This window comes from Exiguobacterium marinum DSM 16307 (assembly GCF_000620845.1).
Lineage (GTDB): Bacteria > Bacillota > Bacilli > Exiguobacteriales > Exiguobacteriaceae > Exiguobacterium > Exiguobacterium marinum.
This window is the reverse complement of sequence record NZ_KK211189.1, coordinates 1,916,034-1,941,497: the sequence shown is the minus strand read 5'-3', so window position 1 is coordinate 1,941,497 and position 25,464 is coordinate 1,916,034. Positions and strand designations below refer to the sequence as shown.

The window sequence follows — 25,464 nt, the reverse complement described above, 5'->3', positions numbered from 1 at the left end:
TGACAGGTATGATTGTATTTGATAAATTTAACACAATACTTTAGTTTGGTAAAGTGATAATAAGGTAAAGGGTGGTTATCATGATTTGGTCAAATTCAAAAGGTTCGATTCCAGAAGGATGGTATGAACTTCAATCAGGAGATGTCATTCGGCCAAAGCGGTGGATGCTTTCATTTTTAGAAAAAGCAGAGGCGAGCGGTTATGCCGTGATTGACCCGCCTCTACTTGAATACTATTCGCATTATCAAAATTTGGCGCTCTTTGATGAGTCGGCCTATTATCGGTTATTTGGGAATGACGGCGAACTTCTCGTCATGCGCCCTGACTATACACTTCAGATTGCGAGAAAATTAGCCGACGGTCATGAACCGATGCGCGTCGCTTATGCGGGTGCCGTCTATCGTCGGACGGTCAAGCATTCCGGTCAACCGCATGAACGACAGCAGCTTGGACTCGAGTGGGTCGACGGCGAAGAGAAGGATCATCATCTCATCGAATCATTTCTCGATATGACGGAAGGAGTCCTGCCTACGAATCAATTAACGATCAAAATCGGTTCTGCGGCCGTCATCTCACTTATTGCAAAAGAAACAGGCGTTCAAGAGCGGACATTCCGTAAAATCTTGGCGATTCGCAATTTAGAATCGTTACGTGAATTAGCGGAGACATATCGTTATCCATTGATTGCGAAATTACCGTTTCTAATTGGCAATTCAGCGCTCGAGGAGTTGCGCACTCAAGCACCGGCTTCTTTAAAAGAGGCAATCGATGATGTCGATGAGGCGGTACAACACTTGCGCGCAATCGGCTTAGAAGTGTCATACGATTTTGGTCAAACGGGTGATTTTGACTATTACTCTGGTTTGACCGTGACAGGAAGCGTCGAAGGGAAGCGTGTCCTGTCAGGAGGACGATACGATTCACTATATGGCCATTTCGGACAATCGAGACGAGCGTTCGGCATGTCCCTTGATTTAGAACAGTTAGATGAGGTGATCAAATGAAAGTAGCGGTCGCGAAAGGTCGGATCGAAAAAGCAGCTCGTCAATTTTTTGTAGAACGTGATTTACCCGTATGGCCTGAAACACGTGGACGTGAGCTGACGGTGCAAGCAGGCGATCATGAATTTATTTTCGTCAAAGGGGACGATGTCTATAAATATGTGATGCACGGGGCCGCAGATGTCGGGATCGTCGGTGGAGATATTTTACGGGAAAAAACGCCGGGTGTGCTTGAAGTCGTCGATTTGCCGTTCGGACGTTGTCGAATGGCTGTTTGTGGTCCAAAAGTCCGACGTAACGGAACGAAAAAATTGAAGGTGGCCAGTAAATACCCGAATATCGCCATCTCACATTTTGCATCGAAACGACAAAACGTAGAAGTGATCGCGTTGAATGGATCAGTCGAACTCGCGCCTTTAACCGGACTCGCTGATTGCATCGTTGACATCGTTGAGACAGGGGCGACACTTGCCGCGAACGACTTAGAAGAATATGAGACAATCTTTTCAATCAATGCAAAATTCATTACGAGCGAAACGGCTTTGGCGGAACAGCCTGACGAATTGAAGGCATGGATTCGAAAGCTGAGTCAGGAGGAGAACACATGAGCACTGAAACGAATCGATCACGGCGCGAAGCATGGGCCGAGGCCGTGAAACCAATCGTTGAATCGATCGAAACCCGTGGAGACGAAGCGCTCCTTGAGTGGACGAAACAATTCGACGGTGTCGACAAAATTGAATCGGTTGATTTAGCCCGCTTTACCCCGCCAGCAGCGTATGCTGAACTGACGGAAGCGTTGACGTTAGCGGCGGAACGGATTCGTACGTTCCACGCGCGTCAAGTACGACAAGATGATATGTTCGAAGATACGATGTTTCGACTCGGTCGACGCTATATGCCACTCGATTCGGTCGGGGTCTACGTGCCAGGCGGGACAGCCGTCTACCCATCGAGCGTGCTCATGAACATCATTCCGGCGAAAGTGGCTGGCGTCAAACGAGTCGTCATGGTCACGCCGCCGAAAGCAGATGGGATTGACATCTCGCTCTTGATTGCAGCCAAAATCGCGGGTGCTGATGAGTGTTTTCTTGTCGGAGGCGCGCAAGCCGTTGCTGCACTCGCATACGGAACGGAAACGATTCGTCCCGTCGATAAGATTGTCGGACCAGGAAATGCGTATGTCGCGACAGCGAAAGCGCTCGTGTCCCACATTGTCGGCATCGACTCCGTTGCGGGACCGTCCGAAGTGTTAATCATTGCCGATGAAACGGCGAACCCGAAGTGGGTCTCGGCTGACCTGCTCGCACAAGCGGAACATGACGTCGAGGCGACAGCGATTGCGCTCGTCACGACAGAGACGCTTCGTGATGAAGTGGAGCGAGAACTTGAACGACAGCTCGCGCTCTTACCACGACAAGACATCGCAAGAGAAGCGTTGAAACGTGGCGGCGTCTTTTATCGGAAAATCGAGGATGCGATCGAGTATGCGAATACGATGGCCGCGGAGCACGTCCAGTTGGCCGTCAAAGATCCGGAACAATTGATGAAGTCGATTCGTCACGGTGGATCGTTCTTCCTCGGTCACGAGGCAGCGGAAGCGTTCGGAGACTATATCGCTGGACCAAATCATGTCCTACCGACTAGTGGAACGGCTCGATTCTCAAGTGGACTATCGGTCGACGACTTTTATCGCCGCCAGACATTCCTTGAGATGACAGAACTTGATGAGACAATCACAAAGGCTGCGATTCGAATCGCCAAACAAGAACAATTAGAAGGACATGCCCGTGCGATGGCTGTTCGGATGGAGGGCATATGAGACGAAACTATCAAAATATCCCTCGCTATGTACCAAATGCCGTGTCAGGATTCGCACTCAATCAAAACGAAAGCCAATATCCGTTACCAGAACGACTAGAGCGATCGATTCGAGACGTGTCACTTGAGGCGCTCAATCGTTATCCGGTCGAAGAGTTGATTGCCTTAAAAGCGAGTTATGCCAACTATGCAGTAGTTGAGGCGACACAACTCATGGTCGGAAGCGGAAGCGACGAACTGTTGGCGATTTTAAGTCAGGCAATCTTAGATACGGAGGACCACGTCCTCGCTCCGGCTCCAGACTTTTCGATGTATGGCATCTACACACAAATTGCGAGGGGGCAGTTCACACAACCTGATACGAACGGATTGAACTATGAGACATTCGTCGAGCTCATTCAAACGATCAAACCGAAGCTCGTCCTGATTTCAAATCCGAATAACCCGACCGGCAAGATGTGGACACTTGACGAATTGTCAGATATTGCGTCACGTGTTCCGTACCTCGTCGTAGATGAAGCTTATATCGATTTCACAATGCAGGACTCATTTGTATCTCGCTTGAACGAACATCCGAACGTCATCATCTTACGGACGTTATCGAAGGCGTTCGGTTTAGCGAACCTCCGGATTGGTTTCATGATTGCGTCAGAAGAAATCATTGAGCAGATTGATCGCTTCCGATCGCCGTTCAATGTCAGTGGACTCAGTGCCGCTGTCGCGAACGTCGTCTTACGAGATGAATCATATATTCAAGAATCGATCGAGTTCCATACGACACAACGTGAAAAATTGACGGACTTATTACGTCCAATCGGCGAGATTTTACCGAGTCGTGCCAACTTTATTTATGTCAAAACGGATGATAGTGAAGGATGGGCATCGCGCTTCCTTGAAAAAGGAGTTCATGTACGTGCGTTTCCGGATGGATTACGTGTCAGTGCAGGGACAGACGAGGCGTATGCCTATATCCGACAAACGATTGAAGAGGTGAATTCTGTTGAGAACAGCTGAACTAAAACGTGAGACGAAAGAGACGAAAATTGACATTCGATTAAATCTGGACGGAACGGGTGAAAGCTCTATTCAAACGGGGGTCGGTTTTTTTGATCACATGTTGACGTTGCTTGCCTTTCACAGTCAGATAGACTTACACGTGAAAGTGGAAGGCGACACATGGGTCGACGCCCATCATACGGTCGAGGATGTCGGCATCGCACTCGGTCAGCTCATCGCTAAGTCACTCGGGGATAAAGTCGGGATTCGCCGCTACGGGTCGAGTTACATGCCGATGGATGAGACGCTAGCGCGAGCAGTCGTCGATGTATCAGGACGACCTTATCTCGTCTATCAGGCGGAGATTCGTAATCCAAAGCTTGGTGATTTTGATACCGAACTCGCTGAAGAGTTCTTTCGGGCCGTTGCCATGAATGGCAGGCTTACCCTTCATCTCGCCGTCCTTTACGGGTCAAATTCACATCACATGATTGAAGGGTTGTTTAAGGCGTTTGGTCGAGCGCTTGCCGAGGCGGTATCAAGCGATGGGACGAACCGACTCCCTTCTACGAAAGGATGGATCGAAGGATGAAAGTAGCGGTCATCGATTATGGCATGGGAAACGTGTTCAACGTCGAACGTGCCTTACAAGCCATCGGTTGCTATGTTGTGATCACGAACGATGCAAATCAAATTGAAGAAGCGGATGCCATTTTACTTCCTGGGGTCGGTGCCTTCCCGCAAGCGATGCAATCGCTCGAACAGACGGGCCTGATCCCCTTATTGCAAAAGATGGCGACGGAAAAACCGTTTTTAGGGATCTGTCTTGGGATGCAGCTCTTGTTTGATTCGAGCACGGAAGGCATGCCGACAAAAGGTCTCGGTTTGATCCCGGGGACGGTTGAGCGGATGCGTGCGAAGCGCCTTCCACACGTCGGATGGAATTCGATCCTACGCGATGAGGACGTCTATTTTGTCCACTCTTACCATGCCGTGACGGACGACGAATACATCGTGGCGGCGGCTGAATATATGGGTGAGAAAGTTCCGGCAATCGTTCAAAAAGGGCTCGTCACGGGCATGCAGTTCCACCCAGAAAAAAGTGGGACGTTCGGTCTCAGTTTACTTCAAGAATGGAAGGAGGCGGTCGAGCGTGAGATTACTACCCGCCATTGATTTAATCGGAGGGAAGATCGTCCGTTTGACGGAAGGTGATTTTTCGACAGAAGAACAATACGGTGACCCGTATGAGCTACTGAAGGAATGGCAAGGAAAAGTCCCGATGATTCACTTGATCGATTTAGAAGGGGCCAAAGCAGGCGAGCCGCGTCACTTAGACGTTGTCCGCTATGCGAAGTCTCTTGGCTTCCTCGTACAGACAGGAGGCGGGATTCGTTCAGAGGCCTCACTTGATGCGGTCATGGAAACAGGTGCGGACCGTGTCCTCTTAGGGACAAAGGCATTCACGGATCCTGACTTTTTGGATCGGGCCATTGAAAAGTATGGCAAACGAGTCGCTGTGGCACTCGATGCCTACGACGGGAAGGTCGCCATCAACGGATGGCAGGAAGCGACAAAGCTCGATGACATCTCGGTCGCCCAAGACCTCGTCAAACGGGGCATCGAGACGATTCTTTATACGGACATCGGATCTGACGGAAAATTGAACGGACCGAACGTTTCTCGGATGAAGGCGTTACGTCAAATCGTCAACGTCACACTGATTGCCTCAGGCGGTGTGACGACAGAAGAGGACGTGAAGGAACTGAAGATGGCCAAGATTGATGAGGCGGTCGTCGGGAAAGCGCTCCTATCCGGTAAAGTGAGTATCGAAGAACTGATTGAATGGGAGGCGCGTTATGCTTAAACGCAGAATTATTCCATGTCTCGATGTGAAGGAAGGTCGTGTCGTCAAAGGGATTGAATTCGTGCAATTACGAGATATCGGGGACCCGGTCGAAATCGCGAAATATTACGATGAGTCCGGAGCCGATGAACTCGTCTTTCTCGACATCACGGCAAGTACGGAACGACGCCAGACGATGCTCGATGTCGTCAGTGCGGTCGCGCGAAAAGTATTCATCCCGTTGACGGTCGGTGGAGGGATTCGTTCGCTAGAGGATATCTCTTCACTGTTAAAAGCAGGAGCGGACAAAGTATCGTTGAACACGCTCGCTGTCGAATCACCGAGTCTCATTCGTGAAGCCGCGGACCGTTTCGGATCACAATGTATTGTGGTCGCAATCGACGTAAAGTTTGAAGACGGCGAATACTACGTGTACACATATGGCGGCAAACAGAAAACCGAGCTGTTGGCAGTCGAATGGGCGAAACAAGTGGCCGCGCTCGGCGCGGGTGAACTTCTTGTCACGTCCATGAACCAGGACGGGAAGCAGAGCGGATATGACTTGGCAATTTTAGAACAACTGCGTGAAGTCGTCGACATTCCGATTATCGCGTCTGGTGGGGCAGGGAATGCGGAGCACGTAGTCGAGGCACTTAAGAAAGTCGACGCTGCTTTACTTGCCTCCATCTTACATGACCGAAAAACGACAGTAGAAGAGGTGAAGCACGTATGCACGAGTCACAACTTGCCGATGCGGTTCGTTTCGACGAAAATGGACTGATTCCCGCCATCATCGTCTCAAACGAAGACGAGGCAGTCCTCATGTTAGGATATATGAACGAGGAGGCGATTCAACAGACGCTTCGTGAACGGGTCGTCACGTTCTGGTCTCGTTCAAAAGGTCGGCTTTGGGTGAAAGGAGAGACGAGCGGGAACACGCTTGATGTCGTCAGCATCCACGTCGACTGTGACCAGGATGCACTTCTCGTTCGTGTTCATGCGAACGGTCCGACGTGTCATACCGGAAATCGAAGCTGTTTCTTTACGGAGGTGAACGTATGATTCATGAATTGGAGCAATTGATTGAGTCCAGAAAAAATGAACCGAAAGAAGGTTCTTATACGACGTATTTGTTTGAACAAGGCGTCGAAAAAATAGCAAAGAAGTTCGGAGAAGAATCGTTCGAGGTCGTCATTGCTGCCATGACGGACGAAGACTTGGTCGAAGAGTCAGCAGACCTTCTGTATCACCTGCTCGTCTTGTTGGCGGCTAAAGGGGTCCGCTTAGAGGATGTGGAAGCGTTACTCGCCAAACGTCACGGTACGACAACACCGGCGAAGCCTCGTCGCGACGTCACAGAATGGTAAATGAAAGAGGAAGGAGACGTGCTCCTTCCTCTTTTGAGTTATCGATTGACCGAAGCGGCCATGCGAATGTATGTATGGCGTCTTCCACGAATGGCAATCGAAAGTGCCTGAATGTTCTCTGGTACGGCAATCCCAGACAATCCGGCGTCACCGATATGAACGATGTCCGCACCGCCGCGCTTCGAAGAGAGTGCGATGTCCCGAACGGTCGCGACATCAGCCCCTTCTTGAGACGTTCCGATGGCTGCTAGAGTGAGTGCCCCGAGCGCTTGTAGCTCTTGTACAAGTTCGTGGAACGCCTCTTCACGGACGCCAGGTACCGTGCCTGGCGCCGGTAGTAGGATGATGTCTGCGCCAGCTTCGACGAAGCGGATATATGCGTCGCGGTCCAACACATTGCCGGCACCGGCCTGATGCATCTTTCCGGCAATGATGACCCCAGCGAATTCACGACGCGCCTGAATGATCGCTTGTTCGATTGCTTCATTTGTGACCCCGGTATTCGGGTTACCTGTCAGACAGACGAAATCGATTCCAAGCTCAGATGCTTTTTGGAACGCTTCGATTGAGGCGAGTCTGCCTCGTTTCACTTCATTCATCTCAGACGACTTCTCTGAAAAATCGACAGGTTCCAAGTTCACTCCAATTGGCAATCCGATCAGTCGTTTTAATTCAAGAATCGGATGATCGCTCATCTCATCACCTGGCATCTCGCCGAACAACGCATGACTTTCAAGTCCTTTAATATAAGGATGGAACACATCCAACATGTTCAATAAAATCAAATCGGCACCGAACGCTCGCGCCAGTTCTGCGTTCGTTACTTCCGGGTAAAGCGGCTGCACCGTCGGAATGACCTCGGCCATGACCGTCCGTCCCTCCGCTTTTCGAATTGATTCGACTAAATCTTGACGATTAAACGTGATAAAATCACTTGCCCGACAGTCTAATATTCGTTTCATCACATCTGCCTCCTTCTGCTCATCACTCTCTCTATTCCCTAAATGATTTGAAAATCCTCTATACTATTCATTGAGGAGGGATGAAAATGACGGAAAAAGAAAAGATGATTCGTGGCGAATTATATTTAGCTGGTGATGAGACGCTCGTCGCCGACAGGAAACATGCTCGGCGATTAACCGAGCGATTCAATCGTTCAGGAATCGATGACTTGGAAGAGCGAAAAGAAATTCTTAGCGCATTACTTGGTTCAACGAAAGAGTCGTATTACATCGAACCGAACTTCAAATGTGATTACGGGTACAATATTCACTTGGGAGAGCGGTTCTATGCGAACTTTGATTGTGTCTTTCTAGACATCTGTCCCATCACGTTTGGGGATGACTGCATGCTCGCACCGGGTGTACATATTTATACGGCGACACACCCCATTGATCCGATTGAGCGAATCTCTGGGTATGAATTCGGAAAACCGGTGACCATCGGGGAACGCGTATGGATCGGTGGCGGGGCCATCATCAACCCGGGTGTGACGATTGGGGATGAGGCTATCGTCGCATCCGGTGCGGTCGTCACAAAAGATGTACCGCCTCGGACGGTCGTCGGAGGAAATCCGGCGCGTGTGATTAAGACGATCGACTGACAAAAACTCCTAAACACGAGGTTCAGGAGTTTTTGACGTTCATGGATTCAACGTACTGATGAATCGCTTCTTGTGTAAGCTGGAGTGCCGTCTCATCACCGATAGTCACCCGAATGCCCGTCGGTTGTTTCGACGTGTGTACGTTCAAGGCAGTCAAATGGGACCATACTGCTTCAGGCTGCTCTAACTCGACGTACAAGAAGTTTGTCGAGGCGACGAGGACCTGACCGATGGATTCTAAAGCTACCATCCATTTCTGCCGCATCTCTTTATGCCATTCAATTGTTTCTTGAAGAAAAGTCGCATCTTTTAAGAATATGTTGCAAATCTTCGCACTTACTCCGCTAATGTTAAACGGTGGGATGAATTGACGGAAGTAATGTGCGAGTTTTGTGTTTGTCACCATGAATCCGATTCGTACGTTTGCCAATCCGAACGCTTTTGACATCGTGCGAAGGACGATGAGATTCGGATGCTTCGCGATCAAGGGGATGATGCTAGCATCCGGTGTGAAGTCCATATACGCCTCATCCACCACAAGGTAAGGCACGAGTGAGGCGAGATGCGTCAACTCTTCTACGGTCCACAGCTTTCCGGTTGGATTGTTCGGATTCGATAGGAGGAGAAGCTTTGGATGATGCGTCTCAATCGCCTTTACCATTCCTTCATACGATAAATCAACGGCTTGAACGTGATGACCGTGTGCGATGGTCGTGAAGATTGGATACATCGAAAAGTCAGGTGCCGGAGACAAGACGATGTCATGTGGTGCGAGCAATGCTTGCGTCACGACGTGAATCATCTCATCACTCCCACAACCGACGAGCAATTGCTCAGGTGTCACACCGACATACGCAGCGTAGCGTTCGAACAACTCATTGATCGGTTCGACCGGATATTCGTGTAAGTCATGATACGTCAACGAATCAAGCTGGCTTTTGATTCGGTCAGGTAAAGGGAACTGACTTTCATTTTGATTCAACCGATGTCCCGTCGGATAAACGACGGGATAGATCGGTAGCTTGACTTGTCTCATTCAGTCGGCTCCATCGAGAACCATTTTTCCACCAATTCATCGATTTCACCAGACTGCATCATTTTGGTCAACTCTTCATTGAACTGGTCGCGTAATTCATCATCTAATTTGAAGGCGGCTGCCGATCCTTTTTCGCCATCCTCTTTCAAAGCGAATGTATAGAAGTTGTCATCTTGGTCTAAGTATTTTTGTGCGACCGTGTCTTCGATGACCATCGCATCGATTCGACCTGTATTCAACTCTTGAACAATCTCAGGGATTTTGTTCAATGATACGAGTTCAGCGTCAGGAGCCTGTTCTTTTGCGATGTTTTCTTGAATCGAAGCCGTTTGAACACCGATTTTCTTCCCAGACAAATCTTCAATCGCCTGAAGGGACTCGTCTTTTGTCATAATCAAGTTTGTCGCGGATAAATAAATGTCCGAGAAGTCTGCATTTTCTTTCCGCTCTTCTGTTGGTGTCATCCCAGCCATGACAAAGTCGATTCGACCACTGTTCAAGGCTCCGAGTAAGCTACCGAAGTCCATATCTTCAATCTTCAATTCGTAGCCGAGACGTTCCGTGATCGTTTCTGCGATTTCAATATCGAATCCGACGATTGCATCCCCGTTCGCTGTATCAACAAATTCGTATGGAAAGTAATCGGCACTCGTCCCCATAATGATTGTTTTCTGTTCTGTCGCTTCCCCTTCTGTTTCTTGACTACATGCACCGAGTAATACCGCGCTCATCATAAGTGAACATGCTAATAACCATTTTTTCATATGTATAATGCCTCCCTGTTGTAGATGAGACTAAGTGTATATGCATAATTATTAATTGTAAAGAATAAATATACAAAATTTTAAAAGAATAAACACTTTCGATATGAAAGCGTTTTAAAGTGATTGAATCAAGTTTTTGACTGCTCGTGGCGATTTCAAATGAATCAAATTGAGTTTTGTCGGATGCTGTTCAATCTGTTGCAACAGCTGTAGCCGTTGAATGTTTGGGAAATTCCAAACCCATTTAAGGAAGGCAAAATCGAGTTTTTCCTCACAGGATGCACCCATGTCAGGTCGTGTCGTACCACGATATCGGGCGACTCGCTTGAGGACACGGTATATACAGACGATGCGTGGAAGATCGATTAAAATGACAGTGTCCGCTGCCTGCAGTCGTAAATCAAGCGTATTCCCGAAGTTTCCATCGATGATCCATTCATCTTTCTTCACGAGTTGTTGTTGAATACTGATTCGTTCTTCTCTTGATGCCATCACCCATCCCGGTTTCCACATGAGGGCATCTAAATGATAGACATCAAGTTGTAATCGTTCACCGAGCTGGCGGGCGAGTGTGGATTTTCCCGCACCGCCTGAACCGATAATCATGATTCGTTTCATGTTTATATTGCTATTAATCGGTAAGTTGCTCATCTATTCTTGCTCATCCTCCAATACAATCCATTTTTTCAGTTGTCCATCTTCTTCATAAATCACCCGAAAGTCCATCTGTCCGATGACGAAACGTTGTTCCGAATTGAACACGACAATCGGATAGTTCGTGGACACCGGCTTGTCCGTCTCAAAAATAGGGCTATGCGCCTGCATCGCGTAATATCCGTCCGATCTCGTGTTGGCAGCACCTGCGTCGATTTGTGTCACGTGTTCAAACTCTCTCAGTCTGAGCACATAACTGTACGATGTTCTCGCCCCACGTTCGAGACGCCATTCTTCGATGATGGCTGACTTATCGTCTATCGTTCGTTCTTCTAGCACTTTTTGCGCCGTATACTCTTTTTCATAAGGAATCATTTCCTGAATGCTGACGACCGTCATCGTCGCGAGCTTGAGCGACTCCTCAGAAGGCGGGGTAATCAGTATACCAATAAAAATGAGGATGGGAATCAATAAATAAACCATGACACGACTGCGCATTTTCATCACCTTACCTTTTCAGATGTGAACTATTTCTGCATAAGAGAATCAGTTCCCTTCAAAAGAACGCTGGAATCTTAAAAACCGATTCATTTCTTCAATTTTTTGAAAGAGCGGGTATGATACAGAGAGGAGGGATGTACATGAAAATCGGAGTCATTGGTGGAGGTGTCGCAGGGTTGACAGCAGCTGCGCTCGCGCAGCAGAAAGGGCATGATGTAGTCGTCTTAGAGGCATCACGTGAATGGGGCGGGTGTGCCGGGAAGTTTCAACGGGGTGACTACTTGTTCCCGGCAGGCGCGACGCTCGGAATGGGATTTGAGCAGGGAGGGGTCCATCAGCGGGTTCTCGAGAAGATTGGAGAAGCGGTCGAGGTCACTTTATTGGATGAAGTAATGAATATTCATCTCTCGGACCTTACCATCACATATTATCGCGACCGAGAACGTCTCCTCGATGAGCTCAGTCGTACCTTCCCTGAGAACAGTCAGGCAATCCATGCGTTTTACCGTGAAGTGTGGGGAGATTTTGAGAAGATTCGACCATTGTTTCAGCAGTTGCCTGCTCTTCCGCTTCGCACGATATCGGACATGGTTTACGCACTGAAAGGTTTCCGACCGAATCAAATCACAGCACTCCTTAAACTCCAGCGACCACTCGGCGACACGTTAGCCCGTCATGGACTAAACGGTACGATGTTCGAACGATTCATCGATGGCGTCCTGCTCGACAGTTTACAGACAGGAGCGAAAGACGCGAGTCACTTACTTGGTGCTGTGGCGCTATCAGTCTATCATGAAGGAGCGTATTATGTAGAAGGAGGACTGTATCAACTTGCTCATGCGTTAGAGCGCGCCATCCGAACGTTTGGTGGCGAGACGGAATTAGGGAGGGACGTTCAGTCCATCGAACGAGTGACGGATGGATGGCTCGTCACCGACCGAAGAGGACGACTTGAACTGGTCGACGTTGTTGTGTCTGCCATCCCGATTGAGCGGACGAGTGAACTTCTCAGAGGAAAGGATCGAGGACGGTTCAATCGACAGTATCGGAGACAATTGAAGCAGTCGCAATGGGGTACATTCAGCCTCTATCTCGTCTTGCCTGAGGACGTGTGTCGACAGAAACCGCTGTTTCAACAAATTTATCACGAGCGATTACCGAGTGGGCATGCGTTCATCTCCATGTCTGCGCCAGACGACGTGTTACGGACAGAACTACCGGAACGAACCATCACGGTCTCTACACATATCGATTTAACGGAATGGCGACATTGGAAAGACCGGGTAGCCTATGAGAAACTAGAACAAGATTGGACCGATCGTCTCCTCGACGTCGTCGCAACTGCGTTCCCTGCATGGGACCGTGAATCGTCACTTCTCCTTCCTGGTGGACCAGGTGCATGGGTGAAGTATACGAAGCGACCGCATGGGGCAGTCGGGGGGTATGCGCAGACCCCAAGACAGGCGCTCTTTCGCGCGGCGAGTTATCGGACGGACTTACAGGATTTTTACGTATGTGGAGATACCGTGTTTCCGGGAGCGGGGACGATTGGCGCGATGACGAGCGGATTACACGTCGCCCGAGCACTCGGTGCCACGATTGATTAGGGGGAATAGGGATGAAGAGAAAAGCATTTCATGAACTGACAACGATTGAACTGTACCGTTTACTGGCGCTACGGACTGAGATCTTTGTGGTCGAACAAAACTGTCCGTATCAAGAAATCGATGGGAAAGATGAACAGGCCATTCATTATTGGATTGAAGAAGATGGAGAAATCGTCTCAGCCCTTCGCGTGTTGACGGAAGCATCTCCGGTCGCCATCGGGCGTGTCGTCACGAAAGCGGCGCATCGAGGGAAAGGGTATTCCCGTACGTTGATGGATGCGGCGATTAAGGACTTTGATCATGAGACGTTATATCTGCAAGCGCAGACGTATGTAGAACCATTCTACGCATCGTTCGGATTCAAACGGACTAGTGAAATTAACAATGAAGACGGGATTCCACATGTGGATATGTTACGTGAATCCTAAAATCCCGCTAGTACCGTTTCCGAATCGTTCATGTTAGAATGAGAAAGAACATTCACGTGCCATTGAGCACGATTACATCATAGACATAAAGGGGTTTACAATGGTGACCGATCAACAAGTAATTGCAAAAGCAAGAGAATTGGCAGACGTATTAGCACAAACACCAGAAGTGGCACGTTTCAAGGAAGCAGAAGCGAAAGTAAACGGAAGTGACCGCGTACAGACGTTGATTAAACGAATCAAGTTCTTACAAAAAGAAGCGGTCAACTGTAAGCACTACGGCAAGACGGAAGCACTTGCGAAAGTCGAGCAAAAGATTGATAAAGCGATGGAAGAACTCGACTCGATTCCGGTCGTTCAAGCATTCCAAGAAACACAAGTCGAAGTGAACGATTTGCTTCAATACGTGACGGTCACGCTCGCGAACTCCGTGACGGATCGCATCATCGAATCGACGGACGGAGACGTCCTTGCAGGGAAGACAGGTAGCGGCATGGCGGCTGAACAAGCACGCGGCGGTTGCGGATACTAAAACGACACAGCTGGCCGATGGTCAGCTGTTGTACTTTCTAGAGGTGAATCAGCATGCAAGAAGTCCATCAAACACCAATGATGAAACAATATTTCTCCATCAAGGCAGACTATCCGGACGCCTTTTTATTCTATCGACTCGGCGACTTTTACGAGTTGTTTTTTGAAGATGCGCAAATTGTCGCAAAGGAGTTAGAGCTCACGCTCACTTCTAAAAATGGGAAGCAGGCCGAACACCCGATCCCAATGTGTGGCGTACCTCACCATTCGGCGGCCATCTACATTGAACAACTGATTGAAAAAGGATTCAACGTCGCCATCTGTGAACAGACGGAAGACCCGAAAGCGACGAAGGGGCTCGTGAATCGGGAAGTCATCCAAGTGATTACGCCTGGTACATATATGGCGTCACTTAGCGAGAAAGAGAACCGTTATCTCGTCGCCATTTCAAATATCGCGGGACGTTTTGGGATTGCTCGCGGTGACGTGACGACCGGTGAATCATGGTTGACGACACTTTCGTCAGAAGAGGCCGTCTTGCGAGAAATCGAAGGATTGCTCCCGAATGAGGTCATCGTCGAGGACGAGCGACTGTCAGATTTATTACGACAGACCGGGATCCCTCTCTCGATTCAAGTGGACAAGCATGATAGTCCGCTCGCACAAGGTGCGAAAGACGATGCGCAACGCTCGGCATTTGAATTGTTGTTTGCCTATTTGACGAAAACACAAAAACGTTCACTTGACCACCTGCAACCGGCTGTCGCCTATGAAGTTGAACAACACATGCAACTCGATGCCAATACGGCCCGAAATCTTGAGTTGTTCCGTTCGGCTCGTTCAGGGGAACGGAAAGGGTCACTCCTTTCACTCCTTGATGAGACGACGACGGCGATGGGCGGTCGGTTGTTGAAACGTTGGCTCGAACAGCCCCTTTATACGGAGCAAGGCATCAAAGAGCGACAGGACGCCGTCGAGAACTTAGTGGACGACTTCATGTTGCGTGATCAACTACAAGAAGAGCTGAAGCGAGTCTATGATATCGAACGCCTTGTCGCAAAAGTCGGGTACGGGACGGCGAATGCTCGGGATCTCGTCCAACTACGTGACACGCTCGAGCGGATGCCAGCCGTCCGGTCACTCTTACAGACGGTGAAAGCCGATCGCTTACAGCAAATCGAACAGAATCTTGACTCGTTCGAGACGTTGAGTGATCAGCTTCGGGCTGCCCTTGTCGACTCACCACCGATCTCGACGAGAGAAGGTGGGATGATTCGTCACGGTTACTCTGAAGAGCTCAATGAACTGTTAGAGGCAAAAGCGAACGGGAAATCGTGGATCGCCAACCTCGAACAACAGGAACGCATCGCGACCGGCATCAAGTCGTTGAAAGTCGGGTATAACCGCGTATTCGGTTACTACTTGGAAGTGACGAAGGCGAATGCGAAGTTGCTCGAAGAAGGACGATACGAGCGAAAACAGACGTTGACGAACGCGGAACGTTACATCACGCCAGAGCTGAAAGAGAAAGAAGCGCTCATCTTAGGAGCGGAAGAGAAGAGCTGTACGCTTGAATATGACTTGTTTGTCGCACTTCGCGAAGAAGTGAAGACGTACACGAAGGACCTTCAGCAATTGGCCCGTTCACTCAGCGAGTTGGATGTGCTCCTCGCTCTTGCCGTTGTGGCTGAGAAGCGGGAATATGTACGCCCAGTTACAGCGAAGCATGTACAAATCGAACGCGGACGTCACCCTGTCATTGAGACGGTCCTGCCGAGAGGCGAGTATGTCGCCAATGACTTGACGCTTGACGACACACGTCAAATGTTGCTTATCACGGGTCCGAACATGTCCGGTAAATCGACGTACATGCGTCAGTTTGCCTTGATTGCGATCCTGCATCAAATCGGTTCATTCGTCCCGGCAGAAGCGGCGGAACTCCCGCTCTTTGACCGAATCTTTACACGAATCGGTGCGGCGGACGATTTGGTGAGCGGACAGTCGACGTTCATGGTCGAGATGACCGAGACGCGACAAGCCGTCACCGAGGCGACAAACCATAGTCTGATTCTATTGGATGAGATTGGTCGCGGGACGTCAACGTATGACGGAATGGCGCTCGCACAGGCAATCGTTGAATATATCGCCTCGTCAATCGGCGCGAAGACACTCTTCTCGACGCACTATCATGAATTGACGGTGCTCGAAGATTCGGTTCCGACACTCGAGAATATACACGTCCGGGCGATTGAGCGGGATGGGCGTGTCGTGTTCTTGCATGAAGTACATCCGGGACGTGCCGACAAGTCATATGGGATTCACGTGGCAGAATTGGCCGAACTCCCAGGTTCGTTGATTGACCGGGCCCGGACGATCCTCTCAGAGCTCGAGTCGGAAGCAACGAAACCGAGTTTGAACGAGCAACCCGCTCCACCTCCAGTGGAAGAAGTCAGCCAGTTGTCGCTGTTCGAGTCGAATGACGCCGTACGGGAACAACTGCTTAAACTCGATTTGTTGGCAATGAATCCAATCGAAGCGATGCAGGCACTTTATGAACTGCAACAGACCGCAAAGAAAGGGTGAGTCGATGGGAATCATTCGAGAGTTACCGGAACAACTCGCGAACCGAATCGCAGCCGGGGAGGTCGTCGAACGACCGGCTTCCGTCGTGAAAGAATTAGTCGAAAATGCGATTGATGCGGGAGCGACGAAAGTAGACGTCGACTTACAAGAAGCGGGGATCCGTCTCATCAAAGTCCGTGACAACGGGCATGGATTCCATGAAGAAGATGCGGCGCGAGCCTTCTTGCGACATGCGACGAGTAAGATCCGGGATGAGCACGACTTGTTCCGTATTCGGACGCTTGGTTTCCGCGGGGAAGCGCTCGCCTCGATTGCTTCGGTCAGTCAAGTCTCATTGAAGTCAAAACGTGCGGACGAGGACGGTTTTGAAATGACGCTTGAAGGTGGTGTCGTCAAGGCGACGAATCCGGCGGCGACGAACGTCGGGACCGAAATTACGGTCAGCCAGCTCTTCTTCAACACACCAGCCCGTCTGAAATATTTGAAGACGTCAGCAACAGAGCTTGCAAGCATTACCGATACGTTGAACCGTTTGGCACTGTCTCATCCAGAGATTCGCTTCACGGTCTTCCATGAAGAGAAAGAATTGTTGCGAACGAACGGGAATGGGGACTTGAAACAAGTCATGCTCGCCATCTATGGTCGTCAAGTCGCCGCACAAATCGTGACGGCATCGAGTAAGACGAACGACTATACGCTGAGCGCACATCTCGTGCGCCCAGAAGTGACCCGTTCGAACAAACAATACGTGACTCTCATTCTAAATGGGCGAAGCATCAAGAACTTTGCCCTGACACAAAGTGTGCTTGAGGGCTACCATACGCTCTTACCGATCGGTCGCTATCCGATTGCTGTGCTCGAGGTGAAGATGGACCCGATGTTGATTGACGTGAACGTCCATCCGACGAAACGTGAAGTGCGGTTGTCAAAAGAAAAAGAACTATGCCAGCTCATCAGAGAGACCGTTCAATTGACGCTCCGTGAGCAACGTCTCATTCCGTCTGTGAAACAAGAATCAACGCCAAAACGAGAGACACCGTCTGAACAGTCGAAACTCGACTTTTCGATGGAGCCGCAACCTAAACAAGTAGACACCATCGAATGGAACTATCCGATTCCTCGGGAGCGAAAAGAGTCGCCCACATCTCCTTCCCAGTGGAATCCGGCTCCGCTCGTTCATGAGCCGGAGATGGAGATAATGCAGTCGGAACAGACAGATGAACCTATTCGTCAGTCCGAACGTTTACCGGCGTTAGACGTAATCGGGCAACTGCATTCGAGTTATATCATCTGTGGAGCGGAAGACGGTATGTACGTGATGGACCAACATGCCGCCCAGGAACGCATCAAGTATGAGTTGTTCTATGAGCAGTTAGGACGTCCGGAAAAAGAGTATCAGCTCCTATTGATTCCGTTGACGTTAGAATTCACACAAGAAGAGACGCTCGCCATCGAAGAAGTACTCCCGCTCCTAGCGGATGCCGGCATCACGTTAGAACCGTTTGGCGGTAACACGTTCCTCGTGCGCGAGATTCCGACATGGTATCCGCAACATGACTTAGAAGGTACGATTCGTGATTTAGTAGAGATGGCGATTCAACAGCGTTCGATTGACATTGCGAAATATCGTGAGGAAGCATCAATTCTCATGGCGTGTAAACGATCGATCAAAGCGAATCATCCACTCAATATGGAGATGATGCGACAATTGATTGATGATTTAAGCCGAACAACGTCTCCTTTCACATGTCCTCACGGTCGACCGATTCTCGTGAAGTGGAGCACGTACGAGCTTGAGAAGTTGTTTAAACGCGTCATGTAATCGTCTTGTTACTTCTTTTTAATACGCTGTAACGTTTATTCAACAGTCCACATGGGAAAACTATACACATGTCACGCAACGCATCGAGGTTGAGAGGTGGCTTTTTCACTGCCTCACCCTCAAGATGTCGACATGAAATGTATATCCATGTAGGAGGAAAAGAAAATGACGAACAAACTTCAAGTATCAAAACGAGAATTACGCCCACGCTCACTACGCACGAAGTTGCGTAACGAAGGAAAAGCGTTAGGTGTCGTCTACGGCTACAAAGTAGACAGTACGCCAATCGTGTTTGACGAGATGGACCTTCGTAAAATTCTTCGAGACCATGGTGACAACGCCTTGATTGAACTCCATTACGATGGAAACAAAATCAACACGCTCGTGCACGGATCGGAAACGAACCCGTTCACAAACTTCTATCAACACGTCGAGTTCATGGCTGTGAAGATGGATGAAGAGACAGAAGTCGAAGCGGATATCGTCCTTGTTGGTGACGCGAAAGGCGTCAAAGAAGGCGGATACCTCGCCCAGTCGCTCTACAAAGTGACGGTCGCAGCGACACCTGCCAACATTCCTGAACGGATCGAACTCGACGTGTCAGACCTCGAAATCGGTGACTCGGTGACGGTAGCAGACCTTCCGAAAGACAAATCGTACACGATTGTCTCAGAGTCAGACATGCATATCGCATCAGTGAATGAGCCGGTTGCTTCTGAGGAAGAAGAGACGGAAGAAGCTTCAACTGAAGGGGAAGCTTCAGAAGGATCTTCTGAAGAAACAGAAGAATCGACTGAGGATAAAGAATAAAAGTTACGTCTGTGTCTGTAATAATGACACGACTCAATTGAGAGGAGCATCGTCCCGAGATGGGGCGATGCTCCTCTGTTTATGAAGCAGCTCTGTTTACTGAACATTTTTTGAGCAACCGATTTTCAGGTGTCGAAACCATTTTTATTATTTCCTTTTAATCCCGATTTGAGGAATGAAAGAAAGGATCATTACAATAATAAAGCTTAGAGAAAACATCTTAAAATTGAATGTAGATTTAGCTTTTAACATTTTCCAACAAAACCCTTTCTGTTGTTATTAGTATTTTCATCACCCGATTTTCAGATTCCAAATTACACTAACATTTTTGTTTGTCACAAATCCGCCATATGTAAACGATTACGATGTGAACACTCTGTCAATTCCTTCTAGAAGTGATTGTCAACAGAGACTGTACAGTTTATATTGTTAATGATTTCACATATTAGAACTGATACTTTCCTATTTAATTATTCAGAAAGAAGGGTTTGTGACATGGCATCAATGGAAATCCATGCACTCGAATCATTACGGAAAAAAGCACAGGCTTCCTCGCAAATGATTCATTATCGTCCAATGGAATACTTTTTACGGGCAATGTTAGCCGGGATCTTCATCGGCTTTGCTTCAATTTTTACGTTGAAAGTCGTTAACGGTATGTATTTAGCGGAATCTCCGTTCACGACACTCATCGGGGGCTTCTCGTTCGGGATCGCGCTCGTCATGATCATCTATGGGGGAGCCGAGTTGTTCACAGGGAATACGATGTATTTCACGACGTCCACATTGCGCGGCTATACGACGCTCAGTGATACGATGCTCGTCTGGTTGCTCTGCTTCGTCGGAAACGCACTCGGGGGCATCCTTTTCGCATTATTACTAGCACCGACTGGCGTCATCCAAGAACTTGGCATGAACAACTGGTTGTTCGCTGTCGTCGAGGGAAAAATGCATCATACGACGGTCGAAATTTTCTTCCGCGCCATCTTCTGTAACTGGATGGTCTGTCTCGCTATTTTCTTACCGAAACAAATGAAAAATGAGTTCGCTCAAATCTTCTCGATGATCTTCCTTGTCGCGGTCTTCTTCGCTTCAGGATTCGACCACGTCATTGCCAACTTCGTCTTGTTCGCCTTGACGCTCGTCGTCCCACACCCTGAGACGATCAGCATGGCAGGTGCGATTCACAACTTGATTCCTGCGACGTTCGGTAACATTATCGGTGGAGCGCTCTTCATGGGAGCCATCTATACGTGGCTTAACTCGAAAGGTCTCCGTGAGGCACAAGAACTCGAGGAAGAAGTCGAATTAAAAGTCGTAAAAGCTGCTAAATAAATGACGTTTATCACATATAACGTTGAGCCTTGTCTTATCGAAGACGAGGCTCTTTTTTGTCGTAAAGGCACAGGTAAACTGTCACAATATCGACTCGTGACCATCGAGAAAAATACGTGTCATAATCTATATATAGGATTTTAAAAACAATTTTAAATGTTTAAAATCCATATATAGTGAGGTGATAGGTTTTGAAATTATTGCAGTTGTATGAGGACGTATGCGTCTTACCAGATCAAGACTTAGTACAAGAGAATGCGAACGTGGACGGAAAGTCCCCGCTCGGGAAATTAGCACGACTCTCTTCAGAAGTGTCTAAAGAACTGTCGCAGACGTATTTAATGTCGGAGCGATCAAAACAGGCCGTAAGTGAGAACTATCTATACGTGCACGACGCCGACTATTACATCACAGGCTCAACGACATGTTGTCAAATTCCACTCGGTCAATTATTAAAATATGGATTCCATACGGGGCATGGAACGATTCGGTCACCAAAAGACATTCGTTCCGCCATGGCACTCGCGTCCATCATCCTTCAAGCGAATCAAAATATGCAGCATGGGGGACAGGCGTTCCCGATGTTTGACGTCGATTTGGCACCGTATGTCGAGAAGACATATGAGCGCCAACTGAGCCGACTCCAATCATTGCCTGTTGACTGGGACGATGCGCAATTGGAGCAACTCGCGGAAGAAGAAACGATCTCTGCGACGTATCAGGCGTGTGAGGCGTTTATTCACAATGCGAACTCGATGCACTCACGAGGTGGCGGGCAAGTGCCCTTCGTCTCAATCAATTACGGGACGGACACCTCAAAGTGGGGACGCATCCTCATTCGGGAGTTGCTACGTGCCACGGAACGTGGGTTAGGGAATGGAGAGACCCCGATTTTTCCCATTCAAATCTTTAAAGTAAAAGAAGGCATCAACTTCCACGAGGACGATCCGAACGTCGATCTTTTCCGTGAAGCGTGTCGCGTCACGGGCAAACGGCTTTTCCCGAACTTTTCTTTCATCGATGCCCCGTTCAACGCGTCATACTACGATGGGATGCATGAATCAGAGGTGGCGTACATGGGCTGCCGCACTCGGGTCATGGGAAACCGGCACGGGGAGGAGACGTCAATCGGACGTGGCAATCTTTCCTTCTCCACACTCAACTTAGTGAAAATGGCGCTTGTCTCGGAGTCGCTCACTGACTTTTACCGCATTCTCAACCGATATATCGACATCGGCATCGAACAGTTGGTCGAACGTTTCGACTATCAATGCACGCGTCGCGCTGAAGAATTCCGATTCCTCTACACACAAGGTGTCTGGCGTGGAAGTGAGCAGTTACATATGCAAGATGAAGTCCGAGACGTATTGAAACAAGGAACGCTCTCACTCGGCTTCATCGGGCTCGCCGAAACGCTGAAGGTGTTGACAGGTAGTACACATGCCGAGTCGCGTGAGGCGGAACGAATCGGTCTCGACATCGTCACCCATCTAGCCAATCGAATGCGTGTGGCAGCCGAAGCGCACGATTTAAATTTTTCGTTGCTTGCGACACCGGCAGAAGGGCTGTCAGGTAAATTTGTGACGCGAGACCAGGAAGAGTTCGGGATGATTGAAGGTGTCACCAATCGTGCCTTCTATACGAATTCGTTCCATGTGCCGGTTTATCAGTCTGTATCCATCCGTGAGAAAGTTCGGATCGAGGCACCGTATCATGCGTTATGTGACGCTGGGCATATCTCATATGTCGAGGTCGATGGTTCTCTCGCCCACAATGCGGAAGCGGTGGAATCGATTGTCCGCCTGATGCGTCAGCATGACATCGGCTATGGTTCCATCAATCATCCGGTCGACCGTTGCGGGAATTGCGGGTTAGAAGGATTGATTGATGCGGCCTGTCCGACTTGTGGCGAGGATGAAGACATCGAACGAATCCGTCGGATCACCGGTTATTTAGTCGGGACGATGGATCGCTGGAACACGGCAAAGCGAGAAGAAGAACGAGCGAGGGTGAAACATGATGCGCATTCTATCCGTCGTTGAAGAGTCTGTGGTCGATGGACCGGGGATTCGGACGGTCATTTTTACTGCAGGCTGTCCCCATCGCTGTAAAGGTTGTCACAATCCGTCTTCCTGGAATCCAGCCGGTGGTGAGGAAGTCGAAGTGGAGGAACTCGTTCAACGCATCAAGGTGAGCGGCTGGGACGGTGTGACTGTCTCAGGGGGTGAACCGTTTCTTCAATCGTCAGCGCTAGCGGAACTCGTCATGGCATGTAAGTCGCTCGGTAAAAATGTGTGGGTGTATACCGGTTATACGCTTGAACAGTTGGAAGCGATGCACGACGAAGCGGTTCAAACCGTGTTAGACTACGCCGATGTGCTCGTTGACGGTCGCTTTGAGCAGTCGCTACGAGACATGGGACTCCGCTTTCGGGGATCGAGTAATCAACGGATCATCTTTTTGAATAAAGTGTAATCGAGGCAGAGATGTCTCGATTTTTTGTATAATGATGAAAAAGGGGGAGTATTGATGAAATGGTGTAGTTTTGAGATGCAGGAAGAACAACGAGTGGGAATTGTCGAGGGTGATTTCGTCTACGATGTCAGCAATCAAGTACATACGACAAACTTACTCGAAGTCATCGCGCGTGAATTCGAACCGGATATCGATTTGGACGTGGCGCCCTCATACCGAGTGACGGAGGTGAAATTGCTCGCCCCGTACCGTCCGCTAAAAAATGTGATTTGTATCGGCAAGAACTACGAAGAACACGTGAAAGAGATGGATACAGCGGGAGCGGGGAAACTCGTCATCTTCACGAAAGCGCCGACCTCGGTCGTCGGTCCGGAGGCTGTCATTGAGCGTCATCCGGAATTGACGGATAAACTAGACTATGAGGGTGAGCTCGCCGTCATCATCGGAAAGTCGGGACGAGACATCGAAGCGGTCGAGGAACACATTTTCGGGTACACGATTTTAAATGACGTGACGGCACGGGACGTACAAAAAGAACATGTCCAATTCTTCCGTGGTAAGTCGTTCGATACGTTTTGTCCGATGGGACCATTCATCGTGACACCGGACGAGCTCCAGTTCCCTCTCCAAATCAAAACAAGTGTTAACGGGGAGACGCGTCAAAACGGGACGACAGCCGATATGATTCGTCCGATTGACGAGCTCATTCGTACATTGTCGAAAGGCATGACGCTCGAAGCGGGTGACATCATCGCGACGGGTACGCCTGCCGGGGTCGGGCATGGGATGATGCCACCGACGTATCTTCAAACGGGAGACACCGTCGAAGTGGCGATTGAAGGTCTCGGTACGTTAAGAAATGTGATTGTCTGAATGAAATGACGCAAAATGTGAAGAATCTTGTAATTCATTTATCATTTTATAAATGAGTGTTCCTCTTCGTTATAGTAAGGGTAGAAGATAACACAGAGGAGATGAATCATTATGGATCGTCACGATCAATCAAATGAACGCGATCAATTACATGAATCAGAACAACAAAAAGATTGGTTAGATACAGAACTCGGTTCATCCAACCGAGAAGAGACAATGGTACGAACACAAACAAAACCGTCATTCGTCAGCCGCATGTTCCCAGGACTTGTGGGCGGGGTCATCGGGGCATTGCTGACGGGCGCAATTGCTTACCCGTTTATCGACCAACCTGCAACGAGTGTCAGTGACACGAACGTGACCTCGCAAGGGACTCCGGTCCAAACGTCATCGAACGTGTCTGATTCTTCAGTCACTAATGCCGTCGCGACCGCTCAACCTGCCGTCGTGACCGTGAACAACTTCGCCCAAACCGGATTCTCAAGTGAAGCCGTCGAGGCTGGAGTCGGGTCGGGTGTCATCTATAAAAAAGAAGGTGACTCGGCATATATCGCGACGAACCACCACGTCGTCAATGGAGCGGACAAGCTGACGGTCACGTTTAATGACGGAACGACTGCGGAAGCGACACTCATGGGAAGTGACGCGACGTATGACTTGGCCGTATTGAAAGTAGACGCTGACAAAGTACCGGCCGTCATCTCAATCGGCAAATCGAGCGAGTTAAAACCGGGTCAAACGGTCATCGCCATCGGGAATCCGCTCGGACAATTCGAAAACTCCGTGACGCGCGGTGTCGTCTCCTCGACGTCACGTCTCGTACCGGTCGATACGGATGAGAACGGACAGGCCGATTTCAACGCCGAGGTCATTCAAACGGATGCGGCCATCAACCCAGGTAACTCAGGTGGTGCGTTAATCAACGAAGAAGGACAACTCGTCGGAATCAACTCGATGAAGATTGCGACGGCAGAAGTCGAAGGGGTCGGATTCTCAATCCCGGTCGACATCGCCCTTCCGCTCATCAATCAAATCGAACAGACGGGAGAAGTGAATCATCCTTCACTCGGCGTCTCACTTCGTGACGTGTCAGAGTTCCCTCCAGGTTACTTGACGGAACAAATCAACTTACCTGAATCGGTCACAGCTGGAACGATCATTGTGGAAGTGCAGCAAAATAGTTCGGCTGCGAAAGCGGGTCTCGAGGCACGTGATGTCATCGTGAAAATCAATGACAAAGACGTTAGTTCCTTCATCGACCTTCGCAGCGAATTGATTCGCGATACGGACGGAACGGTCGACATCGAATATGTCCGTGATGGAAAAACAGAGACGGTTCAAGTCGAAATTCAAAATGCGAACGGTTCTGCATTGTAAAAGGTGGGCAACATGCCCGCCTTTTTTGCTATGC

General features: G+C 49.2%; 25 protein-coding genes and 1 pseudogene. 21 read left to right on the top strand and 5 right to left on the bottom strand.

The window, feature by feature from the left end; genetic code table 11:
• The first annotated feature begins 80 nt into the window (after positions 1-80).
• From P400_RS0110315 to hisIE, 9 genes and pseudogenes are all read left to right on the top strand, one after another.
• Positions 81-1,004 (top strand): ATP phosphoribosyltransferase regulatory subunit, encoded by a 924-nt coding sequence (locus P400_RS0110315; RefSeq protein ID WP_026826117.1) that lies wholly within the window; start codon positions 81-83, stop codon positions 1,002-1,004.
• Positions 1,001-1,609 (top strand): ATP phosphoribosyltransferase, encoded by a 609-nt coding sequence (hisG, locus tag P400_RS0110310; protein ID WP_026826116.1) that lies wholly within the window; start codon positions 1,001-1,003, stop codon positions 1,607-1,609. The genes P400_RS0110315 and hisG overlap by 4 nt, the downstream gene beginning before the upstream one ends.
• Complete coding sequence (gene hisD, locus P400_RS0110305; RefSeq protein ID WP_026826115.1) at positions 1,606-2,823, top strand: histidinol dehydrogenase; 1,218 nt, start codon at positions 1,606-1,608, stop codon at positions 2,821-2,823. Before hisG ends, hisD begins: the two co-directional genes overlap by 4 nt.
• Positions 2,820-3,836, top strand: coding sequence for a pyridoxal phosphate-dependent aminotransferase (locus P400_RS0110300; protein ID WP_026826114.1), 1,017 nt, complete (start codon positions 2,820-2,822; stop codon positions 3,834-3,836). Before hisD ends, P400_RS0110300 begins: the two co-directional genes overlap by 4 nt.
• Positions 3,823-4,410, top strand: coding sequence for an imidazoleglycerol-phosphate dehydratase HisB (gene hisB, locus P400_RS0110295; protein ID WP_026826113.1), 588 nt, complete (start codon positions 3,823-3,825; stop codon positions 4,408-4,410). Before P400_RS0110300 ends, hisB begins: the two co-directional genes overlap by 14 nt.
• Positions 4,407-4,994 carry an imidazole glycerol phosphate synthase subunit HisH gene (gene hisH, locus P400_RS0110290; RefSeq protein WP_026826112.1) on the top strand — a complete coding sequence of 196 codons (588 nt, stop codon included), beginning with the start codon at positions 4,407-4,409 and terminating at the stop codon, positions 4,992-4,994. The genes hisB and hisH overlap by 4 nt, the downstream gene beginning before the upstream one ends.
• Positions 4,972-5,685: a 1-(5-phosphoribosyl)-5-[(5-phosphoribosylamino)methylideneamino]imidazole-4-carboxamide isomerase gene (gene hisA, locus P400_RS0110285; protein WP_026826111.1), complete on the top strand. Its 714-nt coding sequence runs from the start codon at positions 4,972-4,974 to the stop codon at positions 5,683-5,685. Before hisH ends, hisA begins: the two co-directional genes overlap by 23 nt.
• Positions 5,678-6,445, top strand: a complete 768-nt coding sequence (hisF, locus tag P400_RS0110280; protein ID WP_026826110.1) for an imidazole glycerol phosphate synthase subunit HisF — start codon at positions 5,678-5,680, stop codon at positions 6,443-6,445. The genes hisA and hisF overlap by 8 nt, the downstream gene beginning before the upstream one ends.
• Positions 6,394-7,031: pseudogene (gene hisIE, locus P400_RS15865) on the top strand (bifunctional phosphoribosyl-AMP cyclohydrolase/phosphoribosyl-ATP diphosphatase HisIE). Before hisF ends, hisIE begins: the two are co-directional and overlap by 52 nt.
• Before the next feature lie 38 nt (positions 7,032-7,069).
• On the opposite strand, the gene P400_RS0110265 reads toward hisIE, so the two are convergent.
• Positions 7,070-7,993: a DUF7916 family protein gene (locus tag P400_RS0110265; protein ID WP_026826107.1), complete on the bottom strand. Its 924-nt coding sequence runs from the start codon at positions 7,991-7,993 to the stop codon at positions 7,070-7,072.
• Between the two features lie 86 nt (positions 7,994-8,079).
• On the opposite strand from P400_RS0110265, the gene P400_RS0110260 reads away from it, so the two are divergent.
• Positions 8,080-8,634, top strand: coding sequence for a maltose acetyltransferase domain-containing protein (locus P400_RS0110260; protein ID WP_026826106.1), 555 nt, complete (start codon positions 8,080-8,082; stop codon positions 8,632-8,634).
• Between the two features lie 22 nt (positions 8,635-8,656).
• Here the strand turns inward: P400_RS0110260 and P400_RS0110255 are convergent, their stop codons facing one another.
• The 4 genes from P400_RS0110255 to P400_RS0110240 form a co-directional block, all read right to left on the bottom strand.
• Positions 8,657-9,670: a pyridoxal phosphate-dependent aminotransferase gene (locus P400_RS0110255; protein ID WP_026826105.1), complete on the bottom strand. Its 1,014-nt coding sequence runs from the start codon at positions 9,668-9,670 to the stop codon at positions 8,657-8,659.
• Positions 9,667-10,434, bottom strand: a complete 768-nt coding sequence (locus P400_RS0110250) for a transporter substrate-binding domain-containing protein (RefSeq protein ID WP_026826104.1) — start codon at positions 10,432-10,434, stop codon at positions 9,667-9,669. Before P400_RS0110250 ends, P400_RS0110255 begins: the two co-directional genes overlap by 4 nt.
• 114 nt (positions 10,435-10,548) lie before the next feature.
• Positions 10,549-11,052 (bottom strand): DNA topology modulation protein, encoded by a 504-nt coding sequence (locus P400_RS0110245; RefSeq protein ID WP_026826103.1) that lies wholly within the window; start codon positions 11,050-11,052, stop codon positions 10,549-10,551.
• A gap of 33 nt (positions 11,053-11,085) precedes the next feature.
• Positions 11,086-11,592 (bottom strand): hypothetical protein, encoded by a 507-nt coding sequence (locus P400_RS0110240; protein WP_026826102.1) that lies wholly within the window; start codon positions 11,590-11,592, stop codon positions 11,086-11,088.
• 137 nt (positions 11,593-11,729) lie between these two features.
• Here P400_RS0110240 and P400_RS0110235 point away from each other — a divergent pair, with 137 nt between their 5' ends.
• The 11 genes from P400_RS0110235 (at position 11,730) to P400_RS0110185 (ending at position 25,430) form a co-directional block, all read left to right on the top strand.
• Entirely contained in the window at positions 11,730-13,196 is a 1,467-nt protein-coding gene (locus tag P400_RS0110235) for a phytoene desaturase family protein (protein ID WP_051545978.1), read from the top strand.
• A gap of 11 nt (positions 13,197-13,207) precedes the next feature.
• Positions 13,208-13,624 (top strand): GNAT family N-acetyltransferase, encoded by a 417-nt coding sequence (locus P400_RS0110230; protein WP_026826100.1) that lies wholly within the window; start codon positions 13,208-13,210, stop codon positions 13,622-13,624.
• 100 nt (positions 13,625-13,724) lie between these two features.
• The gene (locus tag P400_RS0110225; RefSeq protein ID WP_012726155.1) at positions 13,725-14,156 is read left to right on the top strand and encodes a RicAFT regulatory complex protein RicA family protein; all 432 of its coding nucleotides are present in this window, start codon (positions 13,725-13,727) and stop codon (positions 14,154-14,156) included.
• Positions 14,157-14,209: 53 nt separating this feature from the next.
• The gene (gene mutS / locus P400_RS0110220) at positions 14,210-16,738 is read left to right on the top strand and encodes a DNA mismatch repair protein MutS (protein ID WP_026826099.1); all 2,529 of its coding nucleotides are present in this window, start codon (positions 14,210-14,212) and stop codon (positions 16,736-16,738) included.
• Positions 16,739-16,742: 4 nt separating this feature from the next.
• Positions 16,743-18,560, top strand: coding sequence for a DNA mismatch repair endonuclease MutL (gene mutL, locus P400_RS0110215; RefSeq protein WP_026826098.1), 1,818 nt, complete (start codon positions 16,743-16,745; stop codon positions 18,558-18,560).
• 165 nt (positions 18,561-18,725) lie between these two features.
• Complete coding sequence (locus tag P400_RS0110210) at positions 18,726-19,370, top strand: 50S ribosomal protein L25/general stress protein Ctc (RefSeq protein WP_026826097.1); 645 nt, start codon at positions 18,726-18,728, stop codon at positions 19,368-19,370.
• A 504-nt stretch (positions 19,371-19,874) separates the two neighbouring features.
• Positions 19,875-20,705 (top strand): formate/nitrite transporter family protein, encoded by an 831-nt coding sequence (locus tag P400_RS15160; RefSeq protein ID WP_034771482.1) that lies wholly within the window; start codon positions 19,875-19,877, stop codon positions 20,703-20,705.
• Between the two features lie 191 nt (positions 20,706-20,896).
• Positions 20,897-22,747, top strand: coding sequence for an anaerobic ribonucleoside triphosphate reductase (locus tag P400_RS0110200; protein ID WP_026826096.1), 1,851 nt, complete (start codon positions 20,897-20,899; stop codon positions 22,745-22,747).
• Entirely contained in the window at positions 22,725-23,180 is a 456-nt protein-coding gene (gene nrdG, locus P400_RS0110195; RefSeq protein ID WP_026826095.1) for an anaerobic ribonucleoside-triphosphate reductase activating protein, read from the top strand. The genes P400_RS0110200 and nrdG overlap by 23 nt, the downstream gene beginning before the upstream one ends.
• Positions 23,181-23,234: 54 nt before the next feature.
• Entirely contained in the window at positions 23,235-24,053 is an 819-nt protein-coding gene (locus P400_RS0110190) for a fumarylacetoacetate hydrolase family protein (RefSeq protein WP_026826094.1), read from the top strand.
• A gap of 111 nt (positions 24,054-24,164) precedes the next feature.
• On the top strand, positions 24,165-25,430 hold the full coding sequence (locus P400_RS0110185) for a S1C family serine protease (protein ID WP_026826093.1): 1,266 nt from the start codon (positions 24,165-24,167) through the stop codon (positions 25,428-25,430).
• The last annotated feature ends 34 nt before the right edge of the window (positions 25,431-25,464 follow it).

Coding starts and splice junctions, on each gene's coding strand:
- mutS (WP_026826099.1), top strand. CDS start 14,210: ATGCAAGAAGTCCATCAAACACCAATGATGAAACAATATTTCTCCATC.
- P400_RS0110265 (WP_026826107.1), bottom strand. CDS start 7,993: ATGAAACGAATATTAGACTGTCGGGCAAGTGATTTTATCACGTTTAAT.
- hisF (WP_026826110.1), top strand. CDS start 5,678: ATGCTTAAACGCAGAATTATTCCATGTCTCGATGTGAAGGAAGGTCGT.
- P400_RS0110235 (WP_051545978.1), top strand. CDS start 11,730: ATGAAAATCGGAGTCATTGGTGGAGGTGTCGCAGGGTTGACAGCAGCT.
- P400_RS0110255 (WP_026826105.1), bottom strand. CDS start 9,670: ATGAGACAAGTCAAGCTACCGATCTATCCCGTCGTTTATCCGACGGGA.
- P400_RS0110250 (WP_026826104.1), bottom strand. CDS start 10,434: ATGAAAAAATGGTTATTAGCATGTTCACTTATGATGAGCGCGGTATTA.
- P400_RS0110185 (WP_026826093.1), top strand. CDS start 24,165: ATGGATCGTCACGATCAATCAAATGAACGCGATCAATTACATGAATCA.
- P400_RS0110240 (WP_026826102.1), bottom strand. CDS start 11,592: ATGAAAATGCGCAGTCGTGTCATGGTTTATTTATTGATTCCCATCCTC.
- P400_RS0110190 (WP_026826094.1), top strand. CDS start 23,235: ATGAAATGGTGTAGTTTTGAGATGCAGGAAGAACAACGAGTGGGAATT.
- P400_RS0110230 (WP_026826100.1), top strand. CDS start 13,208: ATGAAGAGAAAAGCATTTCATGAACTGACAACGATTGAACTGTACCGT.
- P400_RS0110300 (WP_026826114.1), top strand. CDS start 2,820: ATGAGACGAAACTATCAAAATATCCCTCGCTATGTACCAAATGCCGTG.
- hisD (WP_026826115.1), top strand. CDS start 1,606: ATGAGCACTGAAACGAATCGATCACGGCGCGAAGCATGGGCCGAGGCC.
- nrdG (WP_026826095.1), top strand. CDS start 22,725: ATGCGCATTCTATCCGTCGTTGAAGAGTCTGTGGTCGATGGACCGGGG.
- P400_RS0110225 (WP_012726155.1), top strand. CDS start 13,725: ATGGTGACCGATCAACAAGTAATTGCAAAAGCAAGAGAATTGGCAGAC.
- mutL (WP_026826098.1), top strand. CDS start 16,743: ATGGGAATCATTCGAGAGTTACCGGAACAACTCGCGAACCGAATCGCA.
- P400_RS0110210 (WP_026826097.1), top strand. CDS start 18,726: ATGACGAACAAACTTCAAGTATCAAAACGAGAATTACGCCCACGCTCA.
- P400_RS0110260 (WP_026826106.1), top strand. CDS start 8,080: ATGACGGAAAAAGAAAAGATGATTCGTGGCGAATTATATTTAGCTGGT.
- P400_RS0110315 (WP_026826117.1), top strand. CDS start 81: ATGATTTGGTCAAATTCAAAAGGTTCGATTCCAGAAGGATGGTATGAA.
- hisH (WP_026826112.1), top strand. CDS start 4,407: ATGAAAGTAGCGGTCATCGATTATGGCATGGGAAACGTGTTCAACGTC.
- P400_RS15160 (WP_034771482.1), top strand. CDS start 19,875: ATGGAAATCCATGCACTCGAATCATTACGGAAAAAAGCACAGGCTTCC.
- P400_RS0110245 (WP_026826103.1), bottom strand. CDS start 11,052: ATGAAACGAATCATGATTATCGGTTCAGGCGGTGCGGGAAAATCCACA.
- hisG (WP_026826116.1), top strand. CDS start 1,001: ATGAAAGTAGCGGTCGCGAAAGGTCGGATCGAAAAAGCAGCTCGTCAA.